We start from the raw sequence: 22,815 nt of genomic DNA, 5'->3' as shown, positions 1-22,815 counted from the left end.
TTCAATCCGGTTCTACTGAATCAATCTCACTCGAAGATAAGGAGGAATAGATTATTGTCTCGCCGTTACCTGTTTACTTCTGAATCCGTTACTGAAGGTCATCCCGATAAAATCTGCGATCAAATTTCCGATACGATTTTAGATGCCTTATTAGCCCATGATCCTAAAAGCCGCGTTGCTGCTGAAGTAGTGGTCAATACTGGCTTAGTGCTGATTACGGGTGAAATTACGACGACTGCCCATATCAACTATATTGATGTAGCTCGAAAAAAAATTGCGGAGATCGGTTATGTTGATGCCAACAATGGTTTTTCAGCCGATAGCTGCTCTGTTCTGATTGCCTTAGATAAACAATCTCCTGATATTGCCCAAGGGGTAAACCAAGCTCAAGAAGCGAGAGAACTGTTAAGTGATGAACAACTCGATGCGATCGGAGCCGGAGATCAAGGCATTATGTTTGGTTTCGCTTGTAATGAAACCCCAGAACTAATGCCATTACCGATTAGTTTAGCTCATCGAATTGCTCGACAATTGGCAACGGTGCGGAAAAATGGCAAATTGCCTTATTTACGTCCCGATGGTAAAACCCAAGTCACTGTCCTGTATGAAGATGATCGTCCCGTTGGTATTGATACGATTTTAATCTCCACCCAACATACAGCCACCATTGGGGAGATTACCGATGAGGCTGAAGTACAAAACAAAATTAAAGAAGATTTGTGGTTAGCGGTTGTCCAACCCGTATTTGATGATATTGCGATTAAACCCGATAACCAAACTCGCTTTTTAGTCAACCCAACGGGTAAATTTGTGATTGGCGGCCCTCAAGGGGACTCTGGTTTAACCGGTCGCAAAATTATTGTGGATACATACGGGGGCTATTCCCGTCATGGTGGCGGTGCATTTTCGGGTAAAGATCCCACCAAAGTAGACCGCAGTGCGGCTTATGCTTGCCGTTATGTGGCTAAAAATATTGTGGCGGCGGGATTAGCAGAGAAGTGTGAAGTGCAATTAAGCTATGCTATTGGGGTAGCTCGACCCGTCAGCGTGTTTATTGAAACCTTTGGAACTGCGAAGGTGGATGAAAACAAACTGTTGGAAGTTGTACAAGCGAACTTTGAATTGCGTCCGGCGGGAATGATTCAAGCGTTTAATTTACAAAAATTACCCGCAGAACGTGGCGGTCGTTTCTTCCAAGATGTGGCCGCCTATGGTCATTTAGGTCGAACAGACTTAGATTTACCTTGGGAGAAGACGGATAAAGCACAGTTACTCAAAGAAGCCTTACTGCAAACGACTGCTGTGGTCGGTTAGTTACGGCTGTATTCTTTTCGACTGAAGTGAATCGTTCAGATAGTGATTGTTAAGTTGGCAAAAAAATAGAGATCTCTTTGTGATCAGATCAACCTTCACGGATTTAGAACTCGATTGAAATTCTTGACTTTGCTGTCTTCCTAACCCTTCAGGTTCAACTGAAGGGTTTTTTACATCTTTTATTTAATTTCTCTGATCAGTAGTAACACTAACACAGCCATGTCACAATTGTAGTTAGGGGGTTATACCCTGGAAGGAGATTGTGTTCTGACCAACCCCTATTATGTTCTAAAACGTCACAATTTAAGGATTGAGGTTGACAAGATGAACCAGGTAACTATTCTTTAGTCAAACATAACTGGGAGGGAAAAGGAGTATAGGCTAATGCCATCTGAAGATTTAAAATCCACTACAACACACCAAGGTACTCACAGAGTTAGAACCCATTCTTTCAAGGGTTATATCGATAAATATAATCCTTTTCGACACCAGAACCCGTCAGAGCATCGCTGGTTTATTTATCAAAAGATTAGTTATGGCTATTTTTTAGCCATTTCTATTGGTTTTATGGGTTCAATTACAGGATTATTGCTGGCGGATGTTTACCAAAAACAGACTTATCATCAATTATCGGATGCTCATCAACAAGCACAATTATTCAGTAACTTTAATACAACGGTTCTCAAGATCCAATTGCAGAGTTATCACTTAATCTCTTCAGCAGATAACCCTAAAACTTGGAATCATCATCAAAAAAATATCCATCAAAATCTAGCTGAAATAGAACAGCTTGTTGGGCAAATTGAAAAGTTTATTGATCAAGAACCCAGTTGGTCAGTGGCTACACCCCTAGAAATAAAATCCTTCTTTAAAACCTATAAAAACAGTTTAAAAACCTATATTAAAAGGATTGAAACTTTAAAATCTATTTTACCGACCTTATCCCCGGATTCTAAAACCAAGGCGATTTATCAGTCCTTTAACTCTATCTCTAATCAACAAACCATTCAAACCTTAGAAACGCTGAATAATCAATTGACAGACTGGTTAAAAAAAGCTCAGATTCAAGAAGATATGAGCGAACTTGTGATCAAAAAAGCTCGAAAGCTAGAAAATTTAATTATTATTATTAGTGCTTTGTTATCGGTTTTAATTTCTATTATTACAGCGATTAAAACGACCCGTTCGATTACTCAACCCTTAAGTGTGACCCAGCAAGTGGCAGAACAAGTTGCACAGGAGTCTAATTATCAACTTCGGGTTCCTTTTCAGACGAATATTCATGAAATCTATTCTTTAGCTCATTCGGTCAACTACTTAATTGAACAAGTTGATCAACAAACTCAGCAGTTAGAACAAGCGAAAGATTCTGCTGAATCTGCTAACATCGCTAAAAGTCAATTTTTAGCCAATATGAGTCATGAATTAAGAACACCTTTAAATGCTATTTTAGGCTACAGCGAAATGCTGAGTGAAGATGCGAAAGATTTAGGTCATGAGGAATTTATTGGTGATTTAGATATGATTAATACCGCCGGAAAACATTTATTATCATTAATTAATGATATTTTGGATTTATCTAAAATTGAAGCCGGACGCATGGAACTTCATTTAGAAAATTTTGATTTAAAAGAATTAATTGAAAGCGTTGTTGCAACTGTTAAACCTTTAGTTAGTCAAAATGGAAATATTTTAACGCTGAATTATGATCCGGCTTTAACAATTATTCATGCGGATTCAACCAAAGTCAAACAAATTTTATTAAACTTACTGAGTAATGCGGCTAAATTTACACAGCACGGTGAAATTATATTAACTGTAACTCGTGAACTTCTGACTCCTTCCTCTAAGGATTTTAATTCTGAAAACGAGGATTTATCCGATAATCCTTTACCGTATTATCAAATTAATTTTAGTGTTCAAGATTCAGGAATTGGGATTCCCGAAGAACAGCAAAAATATGTTTTTGAAGCTTTTATTCAAGGGGATAATTCAACATCGAGTAAATATGGGGGCACAGGATTAGGTTTAGCGATTAGTCGCCATTTTTGTAAAATGATGGGAGGCGATTTAAAATTAGTTCAAAGTCAAGTGAGTGAGGGAAGTATTTTTAAGGCGAGTTTACAATCTTTAATTACACCTGAGAGTCAGGTTGCTGGAATCAATTCAGAAGATTATAGAGAAGAAAATGGAAAAACTTGTAATCTTTAACAGAATATAGGAATTTTAGTAGAAATAACGGGAGAAATACTACAAAGCTATCTTCTTGCCTTAACACAATTATTAATGGCTTATCAGATAATTAAAGCTACCCAATTAGTTTAATTCAATAAGCATTTTTTACAGAGTTAAAGTTTCAGATAGATAGCTCTATTTGTGATATAATCAACAACAAGTGTAATCTAGGTTGTGGAAGTAAAAATCACCCCATGATTACTCATCCCACTCAGAAATATTTCCCAAAGTAATTGCATATTTATCTGCATCCCAAAGACTCACGAGTTGAAACTCCTGTTGTGGGATTAACGCCACTGGCAACCTGACATAATTGTCGAATCTGTTCTCGATCTAATAAAGCATCAGTAAAATCAGCCCCTATAATTTTTGTATGATGAAAGGTTGACCCGAAAAATAAGGCTTCAACTAACACAGCATCACTTAAATCTGCTTCTGTAAAATCAGCTTGGTCTAACATTGCATAGGTTAAGTTTGCTTGTTTTAAGCTGGCTTTTGTTAGAATCCCTTTACTAAAAATAGCTCCTTCTAAATCGGAATGATCAAATTTAGCTAACTCCATATTAGAATTCGCAAATTCAGCCGCAGGTAAAGACTGATTAGAAAAATCCCGTCCTTGTAATAAACTATGACTGAAAAACAGATGGGATGGATTTTTTGCAGCCCAGGAGGGCAGGGGTAAGGCCAAGAACACGACAACGACCGTTAAAATGATAGATTGCCAAAGTCTAATCATCTATTGATTACTCCACTTTAGGATCAACTGATTTATACTTATATTAGCTTCTCAAATGCCTAATTTTGCCATTACCTTGTAAAATTAGCTATTCCTCAGAAGTTTCCTTGAGGATCACAAATTCCTCAAAAGCACCCCCATTTGGATTTTTATTCCTAGGAAACATCCATGCTAAATTTTTTTCTAACTTGGCTAATCTCTGCAATTTCACTTGGAATAACGGCTTATATTGTTCCGGGTTTTACCATTAGCAGTTGGCAAGCTGCCGCCGTTGGAGTGGTTGTAATGGCTTTAGTGAATGCCATTATTAAACCCATTATTACGATCTTTACCCTTCCCTTAACCATTCTAACGTTAGGTTTATTTTTATTCGTCGTCAATGCTATTTCTATTTCGTTAGTTGCTTATTTCACCCCCGGATTTTCAATTTCTAGCTTCTGGGCAGCATTATTTGGTTCAATCGTTCTTTCTTTAGTTTCTAGTTTATTCAATCAAATTTTAGGAAAGTCTAATAATCAATTAGATTAAACCTAAATTATCAAAAAATCAATCGGTAAATCTGCGCCCTATCTGCGAAAGGTGGGGATCAATATTTTAATGAGTCGAAAAAAATGACCCTAATAGAAGATTATTTCAGAGTTCGTTCAATGACCCCGGATGATCTAAAATTAGCCTTAAGTTGGGCAGCTTCTGAAGGATGGAATCCAGGTATTGATGATGTTGATAATTTTTATAGTGCTGATCCCGGTGAATTTTTAATTGGGGAATTAAACGGTCAACCCATTAGTTGTATTTCTGTTGTCCGATATCATAGCAATTTTAACTTTATTGGTCTTTATATTGTTAAACCGGAATATCGTCAACAAGGATATGGTTTGAAAACTTGGCAGGAAGCTTTTAAGTTAATTCCGGGTCAAAATGCAGCGTTAGATGCTGTTTTGGAACAAGTTAAAACTTATCAAAAATTTGGCTTTAAACCGTTTCATTCCCATCTGCGGTATCAAGGGATAATTTCAGGAACAATGGCTAATGATTTAGTAGATTTAAAAACGATTAATTTTGCTCAACTGTGTAATTATGATCGTCAATATTTTCCTGGTGATCGTCTTAATTTCCTTGAGAAATGGATTAATCAACCTCATGGACAAGGGTATGGAATTTTAAATCAGGAGAATTTAGTTGGTTATGGAGTGATTAGAAAAGCAACAGATGGATTTAGAATTGGGCCTTTATTTGCTGAAAATGAAGAGATAGCAGAAAAGCTGTTTCTGGCTTTAGCTTGTTATGCTCAGGGAGATTCGATTTATATTGATGTTCCCAATATTAATAACCCAGGAATTTCTTTAGTTAAACGTTATCAAATGCAATCCATGTTTGAATGTGTTAGAATGTATACTGGTGAGCAACCCAATATCAATTGGATAAATATTTTTGCAGTTACCAGTTTAGAATTAGGTTAAGGTTTAAAAGAATAAAAGTTAAAATTTTAAACAATAGAAAAGGTCGGATGTCTGATTCGACTGTATTTATGTCATGCTTGATATAATTACTGATAACTGATAACTGATAACTGATTATGACAGTTACAACCCAACAATTAAGTCAATGGAAACAGCAGGGACGACGCATTACAGTATTGACAGCCTATGAATATGCGATCGCTCAACTCCTCGATCAAGCCGGAGTTGATATTATTTTAGTGGGAGATTCTCTGGCAATGGTTGGGTTAGGATATGACACCACTTTACCCCTAACCTTAGATGAAATTATTCATCATGCTAAAGCTGTGCGACGAGGCGTGAAACAAGCTTTATTAGTTGTTGATTTGCCCTTTTTAACTTATCAAGAAAGTCCTCAACAAGCCATTCATTCAGCCGGACGAATTCTCAAAGAAACAGGTGCTCAAGGTGTTAAACTGGAGGGGGGATATCCAGCAATGACAGAAACAGTCACTCAGTTAGTCCAAGTCGGAATTCCGGTCATGGGTCATGTGGGTTTAACCCCCCAGTCCGTTCATCAATTTGGGGGTTATCGCAAACAAGGCAAAACCTCCGATGCAGCAGAACGCATTCTTTCAGAAGCGATCGCGTTAGAGCAAGCCGGAGCCTTTACAATTGTGTTAGAACATATCCCTTCAGATTTAGCCCAAAAAATTACCCAGCAATTAACCATACCCACCATTGGTATTGGGGCGGGGGCTAATTGTGATGGTCAAGTATTAGTCACCTCGGATATTTTGGGATTATCGTCCTGGCAACCCCCCTTTGCCAAAACATACGCCAATTTACAACAAACGATTACCCAAGCCGTTCAAGAGTTCTGTACGGAAGTGCGGGAGGGGAGTTTTCCCCCTGGGCATTAACCGTTTGGGTAGAGACGTTCTCTCAAACATCTCTACTCACCAAAGGGTTTAGCCTTCGCCCCCTTCGCCCCCTTCTGGAGATGCTTCTGGACTAGAAGTTGCTTCTGGACTAGAAGTTGCTTCTGGACTAGAAGTTGCTTCTGGACTAGAAGTTGCTTCCGGGCTAGAAGTTGCTTCCGGGCTCGGTGAAGTGACAGGGCTCGGTGAAGTGACAGGGCTCGGTGAAGTGGCAGGGCTAGAAGTCGCTTCTGGGGCGGGTGAAGTTGCTGGGGTACCCCCTTCTTGAGCAGCTGGGGCACAAGCACCTAAAGTAGCAGCTAAACCGACTGTGAGAAATAACTGAATTGTTTTGGATTGCATTTTGACACTCCTTGACTACACCAACAAAATTTAAGGTAAGATTAAGCCGTCTTTCAATATACCGTCAAGCTGACAAATTTGCACATTGTCAAGCTGGTTTTATAGAAACTTGCCGAAAAACAGAGGTGCAAACAGCTATCGGTTATTTAATGTTGCGCTTTTATCTCCTATGCTGTTCTCGATTGATAATATTTTGACATCAGAGGAATTAAATTTTTTTATTGATTGTCTCACTCAAGGGACGTTTGTTGATGGTAAAACAACCGCAGGTTGGCACGCCAAACGGGTTAAGAACAATCAGCAGCTTGATCAGAAAACGCCGGAAGCTCAAGCTTTGCGGGAACAAATTCAGTCGATTTTGAAAAAAAATGCGTTGTTTCAAAGTGCCGTTTTACCGAAAATTGTTCACTCAGTTTTAGCCAGTCGCTACGAAGATGGAATGTCCTATGGAACTCATACGGATAATGCGTTGATGGGAGATCAAGAATTTTGGCGTGTGGATGTTTCGTTTACGTTATTTTTAAGTGATCCTGAAACCTACACAGGTGGAGAATTAGTGATTGAAAATAGTGATGAAGAACGTAGCTATAAATTGAAAGCGGGTTCAATGATTGTTTATCCGTCTACAACGTTACACCGAGTTGAACCTGTTACGCAAGGGGTAAGATTAGCCATTGTGGGATGGGTTCAAAGTTTAGTTCGTGACCCTGCAAATCGAGAAATTTTATTTGATTTAGATACCACTCGTCGTTCTATTTTTGCGAAGGATGGGAAAACTATTGAGTTTGATTTGGTTTCTAAAACTTATACGAATTTATTGAGAAGATGGGCAGAATAAACTTAAGGTTAAGGGGTTTGTTGATTTGCTCTCACTGGAAGCCCTGAAGGGCTTACTACATTGATTACGTTTGAACAGTAAACCCAAAGATTCCGGCTAAACTGCCATGATGACTTAAACCCACTGCAAACCGGGGAAAAACACATCCCTGATCTCCAATATCTTCAGGAAATTCATCTTCATTATATTGACCTTGATAGAATACGTTATAGTCACCAATGCGAACAAATACCGTATCTTTAAAAGCATCTTGAGTTTGAAACCAAGCTATCATTTCTCGCCAAGGTTGTAAATACTCTTCCTCTTCACTTCCATCTGCATCTTCTAAGACTTCTGACCACCAGATTCCTGCTTCTTCTAAAGGTTCAACGGTTATTGTTGCGGGGGGAAAAATTGTCCCGGCAAATTTTGAACGAATCAATTCGATATCTATTTTTTCGGGAATTGGATCATCAATATTAGCCACAATATAAAAGGGTTGAAAGGGGGTAGAAGATTCTGAACCCATCCCCACATCAATATTTCCCATAATTTGGCAAACTTGATCTGCTAATTGTTGGCATAATTCTAACTCTTTGGGGTCAACATTATGATCAACAATTTCACCTTGTTTGGCAATCACACCACTGCCATAAACAACGGTTTTTTTAGAAATTATATTATTTGTCCATTCACTATTTCCCTCATCAATCCCATAGTCAGCGATACATTCTGCTAAGACGGCTAACCGTTGGGGGTCAGGAGTAAAATCTTTCAAGGTTAATTGACTCATGGGTAATCTATAGCAATTCTAAGGGAACAGGGAACAGGGAACAGGGAACAGGGAACAGGGATAATACTTCTGGCTGTTTCATGTTAGTTATAAATAATAAATTATTATAACCCCCATCTCCAAGGTGCGGATTGCTATATTCTATCCTAATCTACAACTTATTATTTTAATAAATCTTCAATTAAATCAACTAACTTATCGTCAATTTCTAACGGTGAAATTAAATAAAATTCAACGGTGGGGTATTCTTGAGAAAACGGTTGAAGGGATTGGGCGATCGCATCACTGATGCCACCGGAAAACATAAAATAAGAAATAATTCCAATTTGATGAACTCCCGATAAAATTAAGGCTTTAATTTGAGTTTCAAAATTCAAAGAAACTGACCAATAGGCGGGAATTGCCTTGATTTGAGTTGCTAATTGTTCAATGGGTTGATTTCCCCCTGGATGGCGACTACCATGAGCGATTAAAATCCAATGTTCAATCTCAACCGTTGCCATTTTTGTGGCGATTAAAGCCGCTAAACGATTAATTTTAGATCCAAAATAAGGTAATAAATTGAGTTGAATTTCTGATCCAAGTTGTTCCTGAGCGATCGCAATTTCTGCGGGTAAATCGGCGTTAACATGAACACCTGACGAGAGAAATAACGGTAAAATTTGGATTTGAGAATATCCCCAAGATTGACTTAACTGGGCAAACTCTTGAATCTGTTGATGGAGGGGAAGGAGTGCTAATTCTAAGGTTGCAGTTCCAACATTAGGAAAGCCTGAACGTTCCCCTAAGCGTTTTGCCAATAGATTTAAAGCTTGTTGGGGACGAGGATCTCGGCTACCGTGAGCAACTAGCAAAGATGTAGATAGCAAGGGTTGGGATTAATCCTGAACGTAAAGTTAACGACTGATATTGTATCGAAAATTGCTCAATTTCAGGATCTATCTATAAAAAGGAAAATTGGGTAACGGAAACTCTATTGATGAAAATTTTTGATTAAAACAGGGTACTGATCAACTACAGATCTACTAGCTTCACCCACCCCCGACGAACATTGTACAGCAATCGGTTAATAATCGCCTTTTCATCATCGGTCAAACTCTCACCTAAAATGGCGGAACGCAAGTGTTGACGATCACTGCGAGTCACGACACTCGAAAACATAATTTGACCAAAAAGTTCTTCAAGGGGTATTGGACGATATGCCATCATAAATCACCTTTTCTTGGGATACGTTACTCAGAGGTTGATCAAAGTCCATTGTTTGTCTAAATTAATTATGAACTTTTTCTTCTGAATATTAAGTGACTGAAAGCTTTGTAAATTTGTGATTAACTGCGATAAGTTTTGTGATTTAGATCAACTGTGTTGCCAAACTATCCAGCCTCGTCCAACCCCTGATAACTGATAACTGATAACTGATAACTGATAACTGATAACTGATAACTTAAAGGCACTTTTCCAAGGTTTCTACAACGGATTGAGATAAACTGGGCAAATCATAGCCTCCTTCAAGTCCAAAGATAATTTTAGAGGTGAGTTGTAAACAATATTCAGTGAACAGTCCGTAGTCTTGTGGTTGTAGAGAAATACTGGCTAAGGGATCATCCTGGTTGGCATCATATCCCGCACTTACAATTAGTAAATCCGGTTGTACCTGTTGTAAAAAGGGCAAGATATAATGTTGAAAGGCGGGTTTGTAGAGTTCAATGGTACTACCCGGAGACATAGGAAGATTCAGCACATTATTGTGAGAGCCACGTTCCTCTGGATATCCCGTCCCCGGATAACAGGGAGATTGATGTAACGAACAGTAAGCGATCCGAGGATCATCTTCCACTAACGCTTGAGTTCCATTGCCATGATGGACATCCCAATCTAAGATAGCGACTTTCTCAATTCCCGGTTGTTCTAAGGCATAATAAGCGGCGATCGCTGCATTAGAAAATAAGCAAAATCCCATCCCTCGATCAGCTTCGGCGTGATGTCCGGGGGGACGCGCTAAAACAAAAGCCGGATGTGCCGTTGTCAAGACTTGATCCACCCCATCCAACCAGGCACTCACCGCCAACAGTGCCACATCATAACTTTCAGCCGAAATGGGGGTATCTCCATCCAAATAACCGCCCTCCTGAGCGGCGATCGCTTTAACTCGTTGAATATGGGAAGAGGTATGTACCGTTTCCAATAACCTCATCAAGGGTTGCTGGCGATCCATCACCGGAGTCGGTTCTTTCCAGTCTAACTGCTCGGCCCAAGATACCGATTTTAGGGCATTTACAATCGCGGTTAACCGTTCTGGCCGTTCTGGATGGAATAATCCCGTCTTATGGTTGAGGAATTTGTCAGAATAAATAACTGTTAGCATTTGTCAAGAGTTTATTGTCAATTTTAATCCCAGATTTCACCCCCAAGAAGAAGGCAAATTATGGTATAATTTTAAGCATTAGTCACTGATTTTAGAGCCTATACCGAAGATGATTTTATTTCTCCTAATATTTTCGGTTAAAGGTGACTAATTTTAAATTGTAATGGAGTTTTTGAAGGTATGAGTACCTCTGAGTCGAGAATTATCCCGACGGATCTGAGAAATGAAATGCAGCAATCCTACCTCGAATACGCCATGAGCGTAATTGTAGGGCGGGCACTGCCAGATGCGCGGGATGGTTTGAAACCCGTTCATCGACGGATTTTATACGCCATGAACGAACTGGGCTTAACCCCTGATCGACCCTTCCGTAAATGTGCCCGTGTGGTGGGGGAGGTACTCGGTAAATATCACCCTCATGGGGATGTCGCCGTTTATGATGCCTTAGTGCGGATGGCGCAGGATTTTTCCATGCGATCGCCGTTAATTAACGGTCATGGGAACTTCGGATCAGTTGATAACGATCCCCCGGCTGCCATGCGGTACACCGAATGTCGTTTGCAAGCCTTAACGACTGATTCCCTCCTACGAGATATTGACGCAGAAACCGTTGAATTTGGCGATAACTTCGATGGTTCTCAACAAGAACCGTTAGTTTTACCCGCACGAATTCCCCAATTATTATTAAATGGATCGTCAGGAATTGCGGTTGGGATGGCAACCAATATTCCCCCTCACAATTTAGGGGAATTAGTCGATGGTTTAGTAGCATTAATTCATAATCCTGAGATTACCATTGCTGAATTAATGCGTCATATTCCGGGGCCGGATTTTCCCACGGGGGCGCAAATTTTAGGGACATCGGGAATTAAAGAAGCCTATACCGATGGTCGGGGTTCGATTACCATGCGTGGGGTTGCCACCATTGAAACCATCGAACATAAAGGAAGACCCGATCGAGATGCGATTATTATTACTCAATTGCCTTATCAAACCAATAAAGCCGCGATGATTGAACGGATTGCGGAAATGGTAAATGATAAGAAATTAGAGGGAATTTCTGATATTCGGGATGAAAGCGATCGCGATGGAATGCGGATTGTAATTGAACTCAAACGGGATGCTTATGCCCGTGTAGTTCTCAATAACCTCTACAAACAAACGCCCTTACAAACCAATTTTGGGGCTAATATGTTGGCGTTAGTCAATAGCCGCCCGGAAATTCTTAACCTCAAACGCTTCTTAGAAGTATTCCTCCAATTCCGCGAACAAACGATTCGCAGACGCACGGAATATGAACTCAGGAAAGCCCAAGAACGAGATCATCTTTTACAGGGGTTATTAATTGCTTTAGACAATTTAGATGCCATTATTGCCTTAATTCGTCATGCGGCTGATATTCCCATCGTCAAACAAGAATTAATGACCAACTATGGATTATCTGAACAACAAGCCGATGCAATTTTACAAATGCAATTGCGACGGTTAACCGCTTTAGAAGCTCAAAAAATTGACCAAGAGCACCAAGAACTGCAAATTAAAATTGCTGATTTGTACGATATTTTAGCGCGCAGGGAACGAATCTTAGAAATTGTTGAACAGGAAGCCCTAGAACTCAAACAAAAGTTCAATACCCCTCGGCGGACTATAATTGAACATACCGAAGGGGAGTTAGATGAAACCGATTTAATTGCCAATGAAAAAGCCTTAATTCTGTTAACAGAACAAGGTTATATGAAACGAATGCCTGTGAATACTTTTGCCGCCCAAAGTCGAGCCACAAAAGGTAAACAAGGCACCAAAATGAAAGAGGATGATGAAGTTCAACACTTTATCACCTGTTGCGATCATGATACTGTCTTATTCTTTAGTGAACGGGGTGTTGTTTATAGTATCAAAGCCTATCAAATCCCCGTTGCTTCCCGCACCGCGCGAGGAGTTCCCATCGTTCAAATGTTACCCATTCCCAAGGAAGAACGGATCACCTCTATTGTTCACGTTAGCGAATTTAGCGATGATGAATACTTGGTGATGTTAACCAAAGGAGGATTTATTAAGAAAACCCAATTATCCGCCTTTAGTAATATTCGGACTAATGGTTTAATTGCCATTTCCTTAGAAGAAGGGGATGAATTACGCTGGGTGAGACGGGCAAAAGTTGAAGATGGAATTATTATTGGTTCCCGTCATGGTATGGCAATTCATTTTAAAGCCAATGATAAACAATTGCGACCGTTAGGACGGGCAACCCGAGGCGTTAAATCCATGAAATTGAAAGGAGATGATACCTTAATTAGCATGGATATTTTGCCCAGTGCGATTATTTCTAATCTGGCGGAAGCCGAAGGTGAAGAACCGGAAACCGATGAAGAATTAATGGTAATAGCCACAGAAACCACCGAGGAAAATGAAACTGAAACTGAAGTTGTAACGGAGGGAACCGCTCAAGGATTATCCGTTTTAGTCATCACCGCCAGTGGTTATGGAAAACGGGTTCCGGTGTCTCAATTCCGCTTACAAAATCGGGCAGGGAAAGGCATTATTGCCACCAAGTTTAAACCCCATGCTAAAAAAGATGAAGTTGTTGCCTTAAAAGTTGTGGATGAAACTGAGGAGTTAATGTTAATTAGCAGTCGTGGAATTATTATTCGTCAAGTGGTGAATGCCATTCCCCTTCAGTCTCGAAGTGCGACCGGGGTTCGAGTTCAGCGCTTATACGAAGAAGATTCAATTGCGGCGGTTGCCATTGTTCCAGCCTCTGGAGAAGATGCGGAAACTTCATCAACTTCAGAAGAATCGGGAGAAGAAGAATAAATCCGGTTGATTTTTAATCGTAGGGTGGGTAACACGAGAAAGACAAGGATCTCAACATCAATTGATCAGTGGTCACCCACCCTACAACCTTTTGGCGAAAGCATTGGTTAATGTAAGAGTCGCCCTAAAACAAAAGAGAAGGGTGAAAGTTTAATTCGCATCTCATCTTTTACTAAATGAAACACTCCACCCGATATAGTCATTAATATATCGGCTCCGCAAAACTCCCCATACCAATGAGGAATCTTGAAAGCTTCCTCTAACAATGGATTCGGCCCCAAATTAAAAGCAATAAATAAAGGGTGTTCGTTAGCTATACCATGAATCAGTACACACCATAAACCATTATTTTTAGAATGTAACAAAGTTCGAGTTCCACTTTGAAAAAGCCGGTGTTGAAATCGAATTTTTGCTAATTGTCGAATCAGTAAAAAAGTCGGGTGGTTTCTGCTATAGGGGTGAAAAATTTTGCGGTTAATTACACCAAATTTCCAATCGCAAGCAGGATTATCAAACATATCCTCACGCACATAGCAATCATGACCAATAGATTCTTCTTGACCTTCTTCTTCATGCCATCCTAATGCACCATCAAATTCCTGTTCTGTTCCTTGATAAATAGAAGGTATTTGCGGCCCTAATATCAAACAAGCTAGGGCAAAATGTACACGGATACGCGCTTGTTCTCGGTTGTGAGTACGATTCCAAAATTCATGAAAAATTCTACTGGTGTCTTGGTTATCCAAGAACATAATATTATTCTGCCAACCCGCATAATATGACTGTGATGGCTTGAGAAAACCACAAAAATAATCTGCCAAACCCCACAACCAATTACCATTGCCTAAAGAATGTTTGACAATATAATAGGTAGGGTAGTCAATCAAACCAGAAAATTTGGCATTATTATATTCAATGACTTGTTCGTGGGTACTCCCTGCGTGTTCGGCTATTTGCAGAAATTCTTTTTTTCCGAAAATCCCAGCATATCTTGATATTTCTTCGACACAAGGTTGCCAAAAGTCTAAACCAACGTGACGTGCAGAATCGTAGCGAAAACCATCAATATCAGTTTCGGCAATCCAGTATTTTAGGTGTTGAATTAATAATTCACGAACATAAGGTGTTTCTGTGCGCCAGTCTTCTAAAAATCCAAACAATCTTTGATTCACCATATCGGTGTATTCTGGCCCGTGAAAGAGTGATGTATTCCTGGCTTCGATCGGAAAAGGTAAAACGGCGGATTCTTCACCTTGCACATATTTGAATTCTCCTCCTGGTGGGCCGCCATATTCTTCCCAGTTAATGCTATCAGCAATGTGATTATTTACTACGTCTAAAATGACAGCAATATCAGCTTCATGCGCTTTTTTTACCAGTTCTCGTAAAGTTTGAATTGTACCCAGACGCGGATCAACCATCAATAAATGAATGGGATGATAGCCATGATAACCATCAGGAGCATTAACGTATACAGGAGTAAGAATAATTGCTCTAACTCCCAATGACTTGAGGTATTCTAAATGCTCAATTATACCTTGAATTGTGCCTCCATGACTGGAATGGGGGCAAGATGGATCATATTTAACGGGGCTTAGAGGAGTACGAGTTGTGTCTTTACTCAGAGCAAATCTATCAATAATAATGGAGTAAAATAAACGAGAACCCCAATCTTTGGGGCTAGATGTCATGGGTACAGATGGTTTGGGGCCGTATACAGGATAATGATTGACAATTCCTAAAAATATAGAGGGAATTTCTGTCATTGAACGTGGTGCTTCATCGCAGACTAACAAAAATTGCGATCGCTCACTTGTATGTTCAATTCCATCAGTATCCACATAGCCTAATCTATATTGATATCCTCCCCCATTACTAACAGGTGGGAGAATAACAGAAAACATCTGGAAGCCATTTTCGCTCACACTCTCCGTTTTTGTTCTGATGCGCTCTACATCACAATATCCTTGACCATCATTTAACTCATAGACTATTTGACCATAATCGGGATGTTTAGATCGGTGAACACCAAATCTAATACAGATTTTTTCGTGACTTCTAAATACCCAATTATAGGGCGCAATGCTGGGGTCTAAATGGACTTCGCAGTATTCCTCAAAATAGCGCATATAGCATTCCTATGAGTTAAAGGTGGTAGGTCGGTGAAGGATGATAAAGGATATATTACAGCAGAGTAGCCTGTGTATTTTTTAATTTTTATTTTTGTTAATTTAGAGAAATACTGTTTTTTATATAAACAACCAAAATACACTCCTTTAAATATATTAATTTTCTAGGCAATTTCTTTATAAAATAAATATTTTTTGAGACTAAATATGTTGATTTGATTATCCTCTAATATTTTTTGTGTATTACAACTGACAACAGAACGAATCCAGGGAATAAAACCCATTAAATACACTAACAATAAACTCAATCCCAGCAAAATCAAACTATAGAGTAAAGCCATAAATATATTCTGGGGATATTGAATATGAAAGCTATAGTGTAACTCTTGAATAATCAATACATGGACTAAATATATGCCAAAAGTGCTGGGTGCTAATAAACGACAATATTTAACTATTTTTGAATTTTCATTAATTTCTTTTGTAAAGAAAATAATTAATCCTAAAATTCCAATTGATAATAATATTACTGTTGTACTTGAATACATATTGTTGTAGTAATAAGCAATATTTCCGTCTTTAAATACCATTTCCAAATATCTACCAATAATGTTAGAAAACAACCCCAAAACCGTGAAAATTTTGAAAAGTGCCACATCATCAATTGCTAGGTAAACTATATATCGACCCATGAGATAATATCCTAAATAGGATACCCAGCGAAAAGTTATATGCCATTTCCAAAGTCCAAAGATGTGAATATAACTATCAACACAAGTGGTAACCCCAAAAATCATAATTATCCAAATTAACTCTGCCTGCTTAGTCTCCATTTGATTGATGATTAATCTCAGCCAAGGAGTTATGATATATAAACCCAGAATGGCAAATAAAAAATATAAATGCCAAGATATGGCACCAATCCAGGCATCATTTATCAGATGTTCAAAAGATATATCAGGATTCCATCTTTTTTCCAGGAAGAAATATAGAATACCCCAAAATAACAGAGGTATTCCGATTTTTAAGAGGCGTTTTTTATAAAAAACGATAGGCGTTTCATCAAAAGATTGGGGAGAGAGTAACAAAGCACCACTCAACATAATAAATGCGGGAACTGCCCAAATAGATAGGCTTTGTCCTATATTTAACGACCACCAAGCTATATCTAGTGAGGTTGAATTTCTGATTGAATATTGAGTAACATGGATAAACAAAACTGCAAAAGTGGCAACAACTCTAATGATGTCTCCTGTTGGCCAATACTTGTATTCTTTCATTTCAATTACCACAGTTATTAATTTGTTAATTTGTAGTTTTTTAGGAAGAAACTAATGGCTTTTTTTGAAGCGATCGCTATGCAATCTTTCCTGTACCAGTGTTACCCGCACAGGAATTTTATAAGACTCTAATTTGTCTTGACAAAAAGCGCGTAATCTGATGCGAAAGTTACGCAAAGATTCATCGGTTGTCAGGCGCACCTTTGCGGTCACTATATTACCAGTAATGGGATTTGCTTCACCTTTAACTGAAACCTCCGCTACCCCTTCCATAGCTTGTAAAATACTCTCTACTTCAGCCGGATAAACCTTTTGACCTCCGACGTTAATTATTTCCGATTTACGTCCGAGAATCTTGATCCACTCCCCGTCAATTTCCACCACATCCCCTGTCATATACCAACCATCTGGAGTAAAAGGTGCGGGAGCGTTCAAGTAGCCCAGCATAGCGCTTTTGGCTTTAATTTCCAGCATTCCGTTAACAATGCGGGTTTCATATCCTTCCCCACCCACCTTAAACCATAAAGAATCAGATGATCGGGATTTTGAACGCATGATCCCCAGTTCTGTAAGTCCGTAGGTTTGATGAAAGCGGATTTGAGGAAAAAGTTGGTTTAAGCTGCTAAGAACGCTTTCTGGCATGACTTCTGTACCATAGGTAATAATTTCTAAGGAACTCAGGTCATATCGCTGGTGAACACCACTCAGAAGTAGGAGCGTGAGAAAGGTCGGTGAAGTGGGTAATACCTGTACTCGATATTGGGCGATCGCAGATGCTACTGTTTCGCAAGAGTGATCTAAGGGTATAACCGCACATCCCCCATTTGCTAGAATATGCAACAGAGTATTAATACCGCCAATATGATCAAATAGTAAAAATAACAATGTCCTCTGAGCAGGTCTGAGGGTTTGAAACTTCTCTTGCATAAGAGCAAAATCATGAATAGCGGCTTTACTCTTACCTGTAGAACCAGAGGTGAAAATGATCAGTCCTGGATGTTGGCGATCGCGCAGTTGACACAAAAACTCATGGGTCGCTTGAGTTCCTGTTTTTTCCAGGCTCACATCATCTTCTGGATCTATCTTGATGATCCATTCTACTTCTGCAATCTGACGCAACTCAGCCCGACTGGTTTTCATCTCGGCTGTTAAAACAGCTACTATACAATTATGCTGGAGTAAAGCTAATAACAAAGCCACCGCATTAGGTGAAAAATCTGCTTCCAAAGTGACAACTGCACCTTGAGGAATTAACTCTTTGTGTATACGTTCCTGCCAAAATTTCACCAGTTTATTCAGTTCACTATAAAGCAGTGAGCGATCGCGCCAAATCAATGCTTCCGCATCTTTAGTTTGCTCAAATCTGTCTAGCAGAAATTCAATAGCCATTAAACAACCCCAGAAACAGTAATATTATCAATATGATTAACAATGTAATTAGTGAGTGTGCCTACAGTAGCCAGTGGATGGGTGCTACTGGGTGTAATTTCAGTAATTGTGCTCGTTAAATTAATTGTGAATCCCAATTCTGCCTCAATATCCTGTTCGATCGCTACCAATAATGAAGTCAGTCCTAATGAATCAATAAACCCGCCCCCCGCTAGAATATTAGCCGCCTCACCTTGTTCAATCTGAATGCGACCCCAACCTTGGGCAATTACTTCTTCAATACAAGCTAGGACAATATCCCGAACCTTGTTATGAAGCTCGGATCGTTCTTTCATACACTATTTAACCCCGCTTTTGTTTGGCTTAACCAAGTTTGAATCTGACGGTGAAAGTCTTGCTCTTTCTGAATCACCTGCGCCAGGAAATCTATAAACTTCTGGACTTTGGTTTGATCAACCGCAGACTTTTTCCGTATAAGTGTCAGAAATGTTTTATAAACCTCTTCCCATAATTCAATCACCTCCAGCATCTCATGACAAATTTCTGTAAGAGGGAAATTAAATTCTTGCTTTAGATTTTGCAGCAAATCCCGCAGATAATAGCGACTCCAACGCATATCAAACAGGCATTTTCCCAGAGATTGGGGTATTTCTCCTGTCTGGGAGTAATAAGAACTAAAAGTTTCATAGATATAATTACTTAAAGCCACCCCTGACAAATAAATCCTACCCGGTCTACTTCTTGTTCGTCCTGCCAAAAAGCCACTATTCACACGATTGAGAATATTAATTGCTAGTTGATCTAGCTTTTCATTTTGATAATTTGCAGCGAATGTCACGTTGATAATACCGTAACTGACCAGCATAGAAAAGCCTCTAGCTTGAGTAAAAACCTCAAACTGGACATTACCCCGCCAAAATTTTGCGAATGCTTCCAGGGAAATAGTACCAACAAATTTGTTGGGTATGGGGTCATAAACTAAAACTTCCTCAGATCCTAATCCCATCACAGATATATAGTGATCAGCAATCTGAAAAGCACCACCTAAAGCAGAAGTGGCGGGTGGTTTGAGATAATTGGGATTGTGGAAATCTGGACTATAGGGCAGTTCGTAGGTCGTTCCTGTGATGATTACAGGTTCATTGTGTTGGATACGGGTGCTAATTTGAGCTAGTCCTTCCTCAAAAGAAGATGCACGGGTGAGATTTAACTCAAATAAGTCCATTTCCTCTTTAAACAGCTTTTCCCTACTAATGATGACGGGATTCGGCACTAAATCATCGGTTTCCACACTAAAGACAGGAACACCCCAAAACTCGGAATTAGCTAATAAACTGAGTATACTTTGACCCGTAATCTGGCGCAGATGCAAATCGACTAACGGGTAGTGACACTGGTAATAAGGAGGAACTTCCAGCCTGAGTTCTGATGCAAGGGTGATTTGATCCATATCATTTTTTTCTTCTAGGAGTGAAATCTTATAATTGCCAGCTAAAACTTAGACCAGCGTTCAATTTTATATTCTAGTTCTGTATCTTCCCGGGGTTGTAATAACCGCAGTGGCATCGGTGAACCGTCCTTTTGTCGCTCAAAGTTACCCATCCCACAGCTAAAAACATCTGCTAAGGTAAAATCCCGTGGCAAGGTATATTTGCCTTCATAGATAGTTGCACTCACGCGCTGTAAGGACAATCTGCCAAAATATATCTGTTCAACTTCTGGGGTTGACCCCAGAACATGGGCGCGGAGGCGAACTTGCACTTGATCAGGGAGACTGGAGACAACTTTGTAACGACGCGATGTTTCTAACCCTTGATCAGAGAAAGATACTTTCGTTACACCAGGGGAAAGTCCAATCAGGCGGTTTCCCGGCTCCACAGCAATCATCTGGGGTTGCTCAATCTGATAATTACCCGTAAAATCGGTACATTGGAAGCCAGTGTCATACTCCACAATGGGATTAACTATTAGTGGTTTGCTGCCTACCCCTAAAATGTCTTCACCTTGTAGTTTTACTGAAATTGGTTGACCTTTGTTACCAAAAAATAGCAACAATGGATTCTTCAGACGCTTACCCCAGTAGGTTTCATTGTGAGCAGCATCGGGTTCTAGGTAGTAAAATAGGTCAGTATTAGGGACGCAACCTTGTTCTATCACTGTATCAACCCATTCTCTAACTGGATGGGTAGAAATTCCTTCCGCATCACCAACATCTATCCAGAGTTGAAACTGGGGTTTGTGCATCGGCCAGGAGTACAACCAAGTATTCGTATCAAAACTACGGACAGCAGGTGAGAGCATCCCGACTTTGCCAAAGATATGGGGGTGACGTTCGGCGATATTATAACTGACAGTTGCACTAGCACAAGCTCCAATCATGGCCGTGTCAGAGCGATCGCTCAATGTCCTAAAATTTTCATCTATAAACGGCTTTACCTCTTGCACAATAAAGCGTTCGTAGAGATGACCTGTCAGTGGTTGCTCTTGATACAAGGCTGCATAATGCCAATAATCAGATGCTACAGTAGCAGGGGCAGCACCAATACCAACCACAATAATTTCATCAATTAAATTAGCATCCAGTAGTTGCTCAATAGTTTCATGTACCCGCCAAGATTCACTATCCGGTTTTTTGGGTTCAAACAGGTGCTGTCCATAGTGCATATAAAGCACAGGATAACGTTGTTGAGAGTTATTTTTATAACTAGGAGGCAGATAGAGATATAACTTGCGGATAAAACCAAAAACTGTTGAGTGTAACTCAATTTTTTCTAGCCGCCCTCTAATTTTTTGTTGGCTGTTTTGCTGACAATCTCGGTTCATAAATCTTCTACAATTTCTCTACCCGGAACTATTAATTTCTCAGTCTCATTTGTTTCTTCATTGAGATTTTTCCAAGTAAAATAAGTGTACAACATGATTGCTATAGTAAAAATGAGCAGTCCTGCTAATACCAGCAAAAATCCAATTCCTCGCCCTTGGCCAGTTTCAATTAAAGTTCCGATACTGTTAGCTAATAACCCATCATCTGATAACATCGGTTCTAACAATTTATCGGTTAGTGGACTGGCACTAAGATTACCCAAAGCCAAAGCCAAACCTATAAATGTGCTGTACAGTGAAATCACCCGTCCTTGTACATTGGAATTGACGCTAGTTTGCCAAATTGTCATATTCGTACCGAGAATAATGGGTAAGGTTAAAAAGGACAGAAACAGACCCAAGGCAATGATAGGAATGGAGGGTTTAAGTCCCGCAATCATTAAACCTATACCATTTAATGCCGCAAAAGTAAACAAAGTAGAAATATATTTTTTTCCTCCTCCCCAAATAGTCATCAATATGCTACCAATTACCATTCCACAACCAGCAATTGACATGACGCTACCAAAGACTTTAGCTGAAGAAAAGGATAAAATTAGGGGATTAATCAAAACCGTTGTCATGCCATCTACAAAAAAATGAATGGTCATGAATGCCAGTAAAATTGGCAAAACAGCGTTAGTAGAAATAATTTCCCAACCGTAGGCAATATCATTAAGAATAGTATTGATTTGGATGTCCTGAGATGATGTAATTCTAGGTTCGGGTTGGGGAATTTCAATCATTAAGAGAGTCAATAAACCAACTAGATAGGTAGAAAAATCAACCATTAGCAAGCCTTCAAGTTGTATACTAGCAATGAGTATACCTGCTAAAATTGGTGCAGTTAATTGTCCGACGGCAGTGCTAAAATGAATCAGTCCATTAGCTCTTCCCATTTGCTCTTTTGTCACCATCATTGGTAAAGCGGCACCCTTAGCAATCATTTGAAAACAACCGCAAACTGATGTAAAAAATGCTGTAATATAAGTATGCCAAACTTGTAGATGATCAGTGAATAGAAGAAAAGCAAGGGTTAGTGTCACAGTTGCTGCGGCTAAATCACTAAAAATAATTGTCCATTTGCGATTCCACCTGTCTACCAATGCACCCACAAAGGGAGTCATTAATACACCGGGTAAAGTTGTGAAAAATATGACTAAACTTAATCCTGCAACTTCGTGAGTGTTTTGATAAACCCAAATCCCTAAACCAAATCCTGTTAAACGATTTCCAATTTCTGATAGAGATTGTCCCAACCAAAAGATAGTAAACTGACGTAGAGACGCGCCATGGCGCGTCTGTACACGGATAAATTCAATCAGTTGACCTACATAGTTTGTCATAATTACAGTAGAT

At 39.4% G+C, this 22,815-nt stretch carries 20 protein-coding genes; 7 read left to right on the top strand and 13 right to left on the bottom strand.

From position 1 onward, the window contains the following. Window positions 1-54 precede the first annotated feature (54 nt). Complete coding sequence (metK, locus tag H6G57_RS20330; RefSeq protein WP_190521806.1) at window positions 55-1,314, top strand: methionine adenosyltransferase; 1,260 nt, start codon at window positions 55-57, stop codon at window positions 1,312-1,314. A 384-nt stretch (window positions 1,315-1,698) separates the two neighbouring features. Continuing rightward, window positions 1,699-3,525: a histidine kinase dimerization/phospho-acceptor domain-containing protein gene (locus tag H6G57_RS20325; protein ID WP_190521803.1), complete on the top strand. Its 1,827-nt coding sequence runs from the start codon at window positions 1,699-1,701 to the stop codon at window positions 3,523-3,525. Window positions 3,526-3,790: 265 nt separating this feature from the next. On the opposite strand, the gene H6G57_RS20320 is transcribed toward H6G57_RS20325, so the two are convergent. Next, window positions 3,791-4,285, bottom strand: coding sequence for a pentapeptide repeat-containing protein (locus tag H6G57_RS20320; RefSeq protein ID WP_190521801.1), 495 nt, complete (start codon window positions 4,283-4,285; stop codon window positions 3,791-3,793). Between the two features lie 168 nt (window positions 4,286-4,453). Between H6G57_RS20320 and H6G57_RS20315 the strand changes: the two genes are divergently transcribed. The 3 genes from H6G57_RS20315 (at window position 4,454) to panB (ending at window position 6,647) form a co-directional block, all read left to right on the top strand. Then, the gene (locus H6G57_RS20315) at window positions 4,454-4,813 is read left to right on the top strand and encodes a phage holin family protein (protein ID WP_190521800.1); all 360 of its coding nucleotides are present in this window, start codon (window positions 4,454-4,456) and stop codon (window positions 4,811-4,813) included. An 83-nt stretch (window positions 4,814-4,896) separates the two neighbouring features. Further along, window positions 4,897-5,745, top strand: a complete 849-nt coding sequence (locus tag H6G57_RS20310) for a GNAT family N-acetyltransferase (protein WP_190521797.1) — start codon at window positions 4,897-4,899, stop codon at window positions 5,743-5,745. A gap of 116 nt (window positions 5,746-5,861) precedes the next feature. Continuing rightward, window positions 5,862-6,647, top strand: a complete 786-nt coding sequence (gene panB, locus H6G57_RS20305; RefSeq protein WP_190521795.1) for a 3-methyl-2-oxobutanoate hydroxymethyltransferase — start codon at window positions 5,862-5,864, stop codon at window positions 6,645-6,647. A 48-nt stretch (window positions 6,648-6,695) separates the two neighbouring features. Here the strand turns inward: panB and H6G57_RS20300 are convergent, their stop codons facing one another. Next, the gene (locus H6G57_RS20300; protein ID WP_190521793.1) at window positions 6,696-7,007 is read right to left on the bottom strand and encodes a hypothetical protein; all 312 of its coding nucleotides are present in this window, start codon (window positions 7,005-7,007) and stop codon (window positions 6,696-6,698) included. 169 nt (window positions 7,008-7,176) lie between these two features. Here H6G57_RS20300 and H6G57_RS20295 point away from each other — a divergent pair, with 169 nt between their 5' ends. Then, the gene (locus H6G57_RS20295; RefSeq protein WP_190521791.1) at window positions 7,177-7,845 is read left to right on the top strand and encodes a Fe2+-dependent dioxygenase; all 669 of its coding nucleotides are present in this window, start codon (window positions 7,177-7,179) and stop codon (window positions 7,843-7,845) included. Window positions 7,846-7,909: 64 nt separating this feature from the next. On the opposite strand, the gene H6G57_RS20290 is transcribed toward H6G57_RS20295, so the two are convergent. The 4 genes from H6G57_RS20290 to H6G57_RS20275 form a co-directional block, all read right to left on the bottom strand. Continuing rightward, window positions 7,910-8,617, bottom strand: a complete 708-nt coding sequence (locus H6G57_RS20290) for a hypothetical protein (RefSeq protein ID WP_190521789.1) — start codon at window positions 8,615-8,617, stop codon at window positions 7,910-7,912. A gap of 161 nt (window positions 8,618-8,778) precedes the next feature. Beyond that, window positions 8,779-9,486, bottom strand: coding sequence for a sirohydrochlorin chelatase (locus H6G57_RS20285; protein ID WP_190521787.1), 708 nt, complete (start codon window positions 9,484-9,486; stop codon window positions 8,779-8,781). A gap of 145 nt (window positions 9,487-9,631) precedes the next feature. After that, the gene (locus tag H6G57_RS20280; RefSeq protein ID WP_190521784.1) at window positions 9,632-9,823 is read right to left on the bottom strand and encodes a hypothetical protein; all 192 of its coding nucleotides are present in this window, start codon (window positions 9,821-9,823) and stop codon (window positions 9,632-9,634) included. Between the two features lie 238 nt (window positions 9,824-10,061). Then, complete coding sequence (locus H6G57_RS20275; RefSeq protein WP_190521782.1) at window positions 10,062-10,982, bottom strand: histone deacetylase; 921 nt, start codon at window positions 10,980-10,982, stop codon at window positions 10,062-10,064. A gap of 180 nt (window positions 10,983-11,162) precedes the next feature. Here H6G57_RS20275 and gyrA point away from each other — a divergent pair, with 180 nt between their 5' ends. Beyond that, window positions 11,163-13,796 (top strand): DNA topoisomerase (ATP-hydrolyzing) subunit A, encoded by a 2,634-nt coding sequence (gyrA, locus tag H6G57_RS20270; protein WP_190521780.1) that lies wholly within the window; start codon window positions 11,163-11,165, stop codon window positions 13,794-13,796. A 107-nt stretch (window positions 13,797-13,903) separates the two neighbouring features. Here gyrA and H6G57_RS20265 read toward each other — a convergent pair whose 3' ends face one another. From H6G57_RS20265 to H6G57_RS20235, 7 genes are all read right to left on the bottom strand, one after another. Beyond that, window positions 13,904-15,925, bottom strand: coding sequence for an alpha-amylase family glycosyl hydrolase (locus H6G57_RS20265; protein ID WP_190521778.1), 2,022 nt, complete (start codon window positions 15,923-15,925; stop codon window positions 13,904-13,906). Window positions 15,926-16,089: 164 nt separating this feature from the next. After that, entirely contained in the window at window positions 16,090-17,217 is a 1,128-nt protein-coding gene (locus H6G57_RS20260) for an acyltransferase family protein (protein ID WP_190521776.1), read from the bottom strand. Between the two features lie 39 nt (window positions 17,218-17,256). Then, window positions 17,257-18,594, bottom strand: coding sequence for a fatty acid--CoA ligase family protein (locus H6G57_RS20255; protein WP_190521774.1), 1,338 nt, complete (start codon window positions 18,592-18,594; stop codon window positions 17,257-17,259). Next, window positions 18,594-18,929, bottom strand: coding sequence for an acyl carrier protein (locus H6G57_RS20250; protein ID WP_190521772.1), 336 nt, complete (start codon window positions 18,927-18,929; stop codon window positions 18,594-18,596). The genes H6G57_RS20255 and H6G57_RS20250 overlap by 1 nt, the downstream gene beginning before the upstream one ends. Next, on the bottom strand, window positions 18,926-20,044 hold the full coding sequence (locus tag H6G57_RS20245) for a hypothetical protein (RefSeq protein WP_190521771.1): 1,119 nt from the start codon (window positions 20,042-20,044) through the stop codon (window positions 18,926-18,928). Before H6G57_RS20245 ends, H6G57_RS20250 begins: the two co-directional genes overlap by 4 nt. 41 nt (window positions 20,045-20,085) lie before the next feature. Beyond that, window positions 20,086-21,417, bottom strand: coding sequence for an esterase family protein (locus tag H6G57_RS20240; protein ID WP_190521769.1), 1,332 nt, complete (start codon window positions 21,415-21,417; stop codon window positions 20,086-20,088). After that, complete coding sequence (locus H6G57_RS20235) at window positions 21,414-22,802, bottom strand: MFS transporter (protein WP_190521767.1); 1,389 nt, start codon at window positions 22,800-22,802, stop codon at window positions 21,414-21,416. The genes H6G57_RS20240 and H6G57_RS20235 overlap by 4 nt, the downstream gene beginning before the upstream one ends. Window positions 22,803-22,815: the final 13 nt, after the last annotated feature.

The sequence above is a fragment of the Planktothrix sp. FACHB-1365 genome, from assembly GCF_014697575.1.
Taxonomy (GTDB): domain Bacteria; phylum Cyanobacteriota; class Cyanobacteriia; order Cyanobacteriales; family Microcoleaceae; genus Planktothrix.
The sequence above is the reverse complement of the archived record's forward strand: the minus strand, read 5'-3'. Positions and strand labels throughout refer to the sequence as shown.

What these genes read in the sequence shown, in the direction of transcription:
- H6G57_RS20325 (WP_190521803.1), top strand. Translation starts at nt 1,699, where the DNA reads ATGCCATCTGAAGATTTAAAATCCACTACAACACACCAAGGTACTCAC.
- H6G57_RS20320 (WP_190521801.1), bottom strand. Translation starts at nt 4,285, where the DNA reads ATGATTAGACTTTGGCAATCTATCATTTTAACGGTCGTTGTCGTGTTC.
- H6G57_RS20315 (WP_190521800.1), top strand. Translation starts at nt 4,454, where the DNA reads ATGCTAAATTTTTTTCTAACTTGGCTAATCTCTGCAATTTCACTTGGA.
- H6G57_RS20310 (WP_190521797.1), top strand. Translation starts at nt 4,897, where the DNA reads ATGACCCTAATAGAAGATTATTTCAGAGTTCGTTCAATGACCCCGGAT.
- panB (WP_190521795.1), top strand. Translation starts at nt 5,862, where the DNA reads ATGACAGTTACAACCCAACAATTAAGTCAATGGAAACAGCAGGGACGA.
- H6G57_RS20300 (WP_190521793.1), bottom strand. Translation starts at nt 7,007, where the DNA reads ATGCAATCCAAAACAATTCAGTTATTTCTCACAGTCGGTTTAGCTGCT.
- H6G57_RS20295 (WP_190521791.1), top strand. Translation starts at nt 7,177, where the DNA reads ATGCTGTTCTCGATTGATAATATTTTGACATCAGAGGAATTAAATTTT.
- H6G57_RS20290 (WP_190521789.1), bottom strand. Translation starts at nt 8,617, where the DNA reads ATGAGTCAATTAACCTTGAAAGATTTTACTCCTGACCCCCAACGGTTA.
- H6G57_RS20280 (WP_190521784.1), bottom strand. Translation starts at nt 9,823, where the DNA reads ATGGCATATCGTCCAATACCCCTTGAAGAACTTTTTGGTCAAATTATG.
- H6G57_RS20275 (WP_190521782.1), bottom strand. Translation starts at nt 10,982, where the DNA reads ATGCTAACAGTTATTTATTCTGACAAATTCCTCAACCATAAGACGGGA.
- gyrA (WP_190521780.1), top strand. Translation starts at nt 11,163, where the DNA reads ATGAGTACCTCTGAGTCGAGAATTATCCCGACGGATCTGAGAAATGAA.
- H6G57_RS20265 (WP_190521778.1), bottom strand. Translation starts at nt 15,925, where the DNA reads ATGCGCTATTTTGAGGAATACTGCGAAGTCCATTTAGACCCCAGCATT.
- H6G57_RS20255 (WP_190521774.1), bottom strand. Translation starts at nt 18,594, where the DNA reads ATGGCTATTGAATTTCTGCTAGACAGATTTGAGCAAACTAAAGATGCG.
- H6G57_RS20250 (WP_190521772.1), bottom strand. Translation starts at nt 18,929, where the DNA reads ATGAAAGAACGATCCGAGCTTCATAACAAGGTTCGGGATATTGTCCTA.
- H6G57_RS20245 (WP_190521771.1), bottom strand. Translation starts at nt 20,044, where the DNA reads ATGGATCAAATCACCCTTGCATCAGAACTCAGGCTGGAAGTTCCTCCT.
- H6G57_RS20240 (WP_190521769.1), bottom strand. Translation starts at nt 21,417, where the DNA reads ATGAACCGAGATTGTCAGCAAAACAGCCAACAAAAAATTAGAGGGCGG.
- H6G57_RS20235 (WP_190521767.1), bottom strand. Translation starts at nt 22,802, where the DNA reads ATGACAAACTATGTAGGTCAACTGATTGAATTTATCCGTGTACAGACG.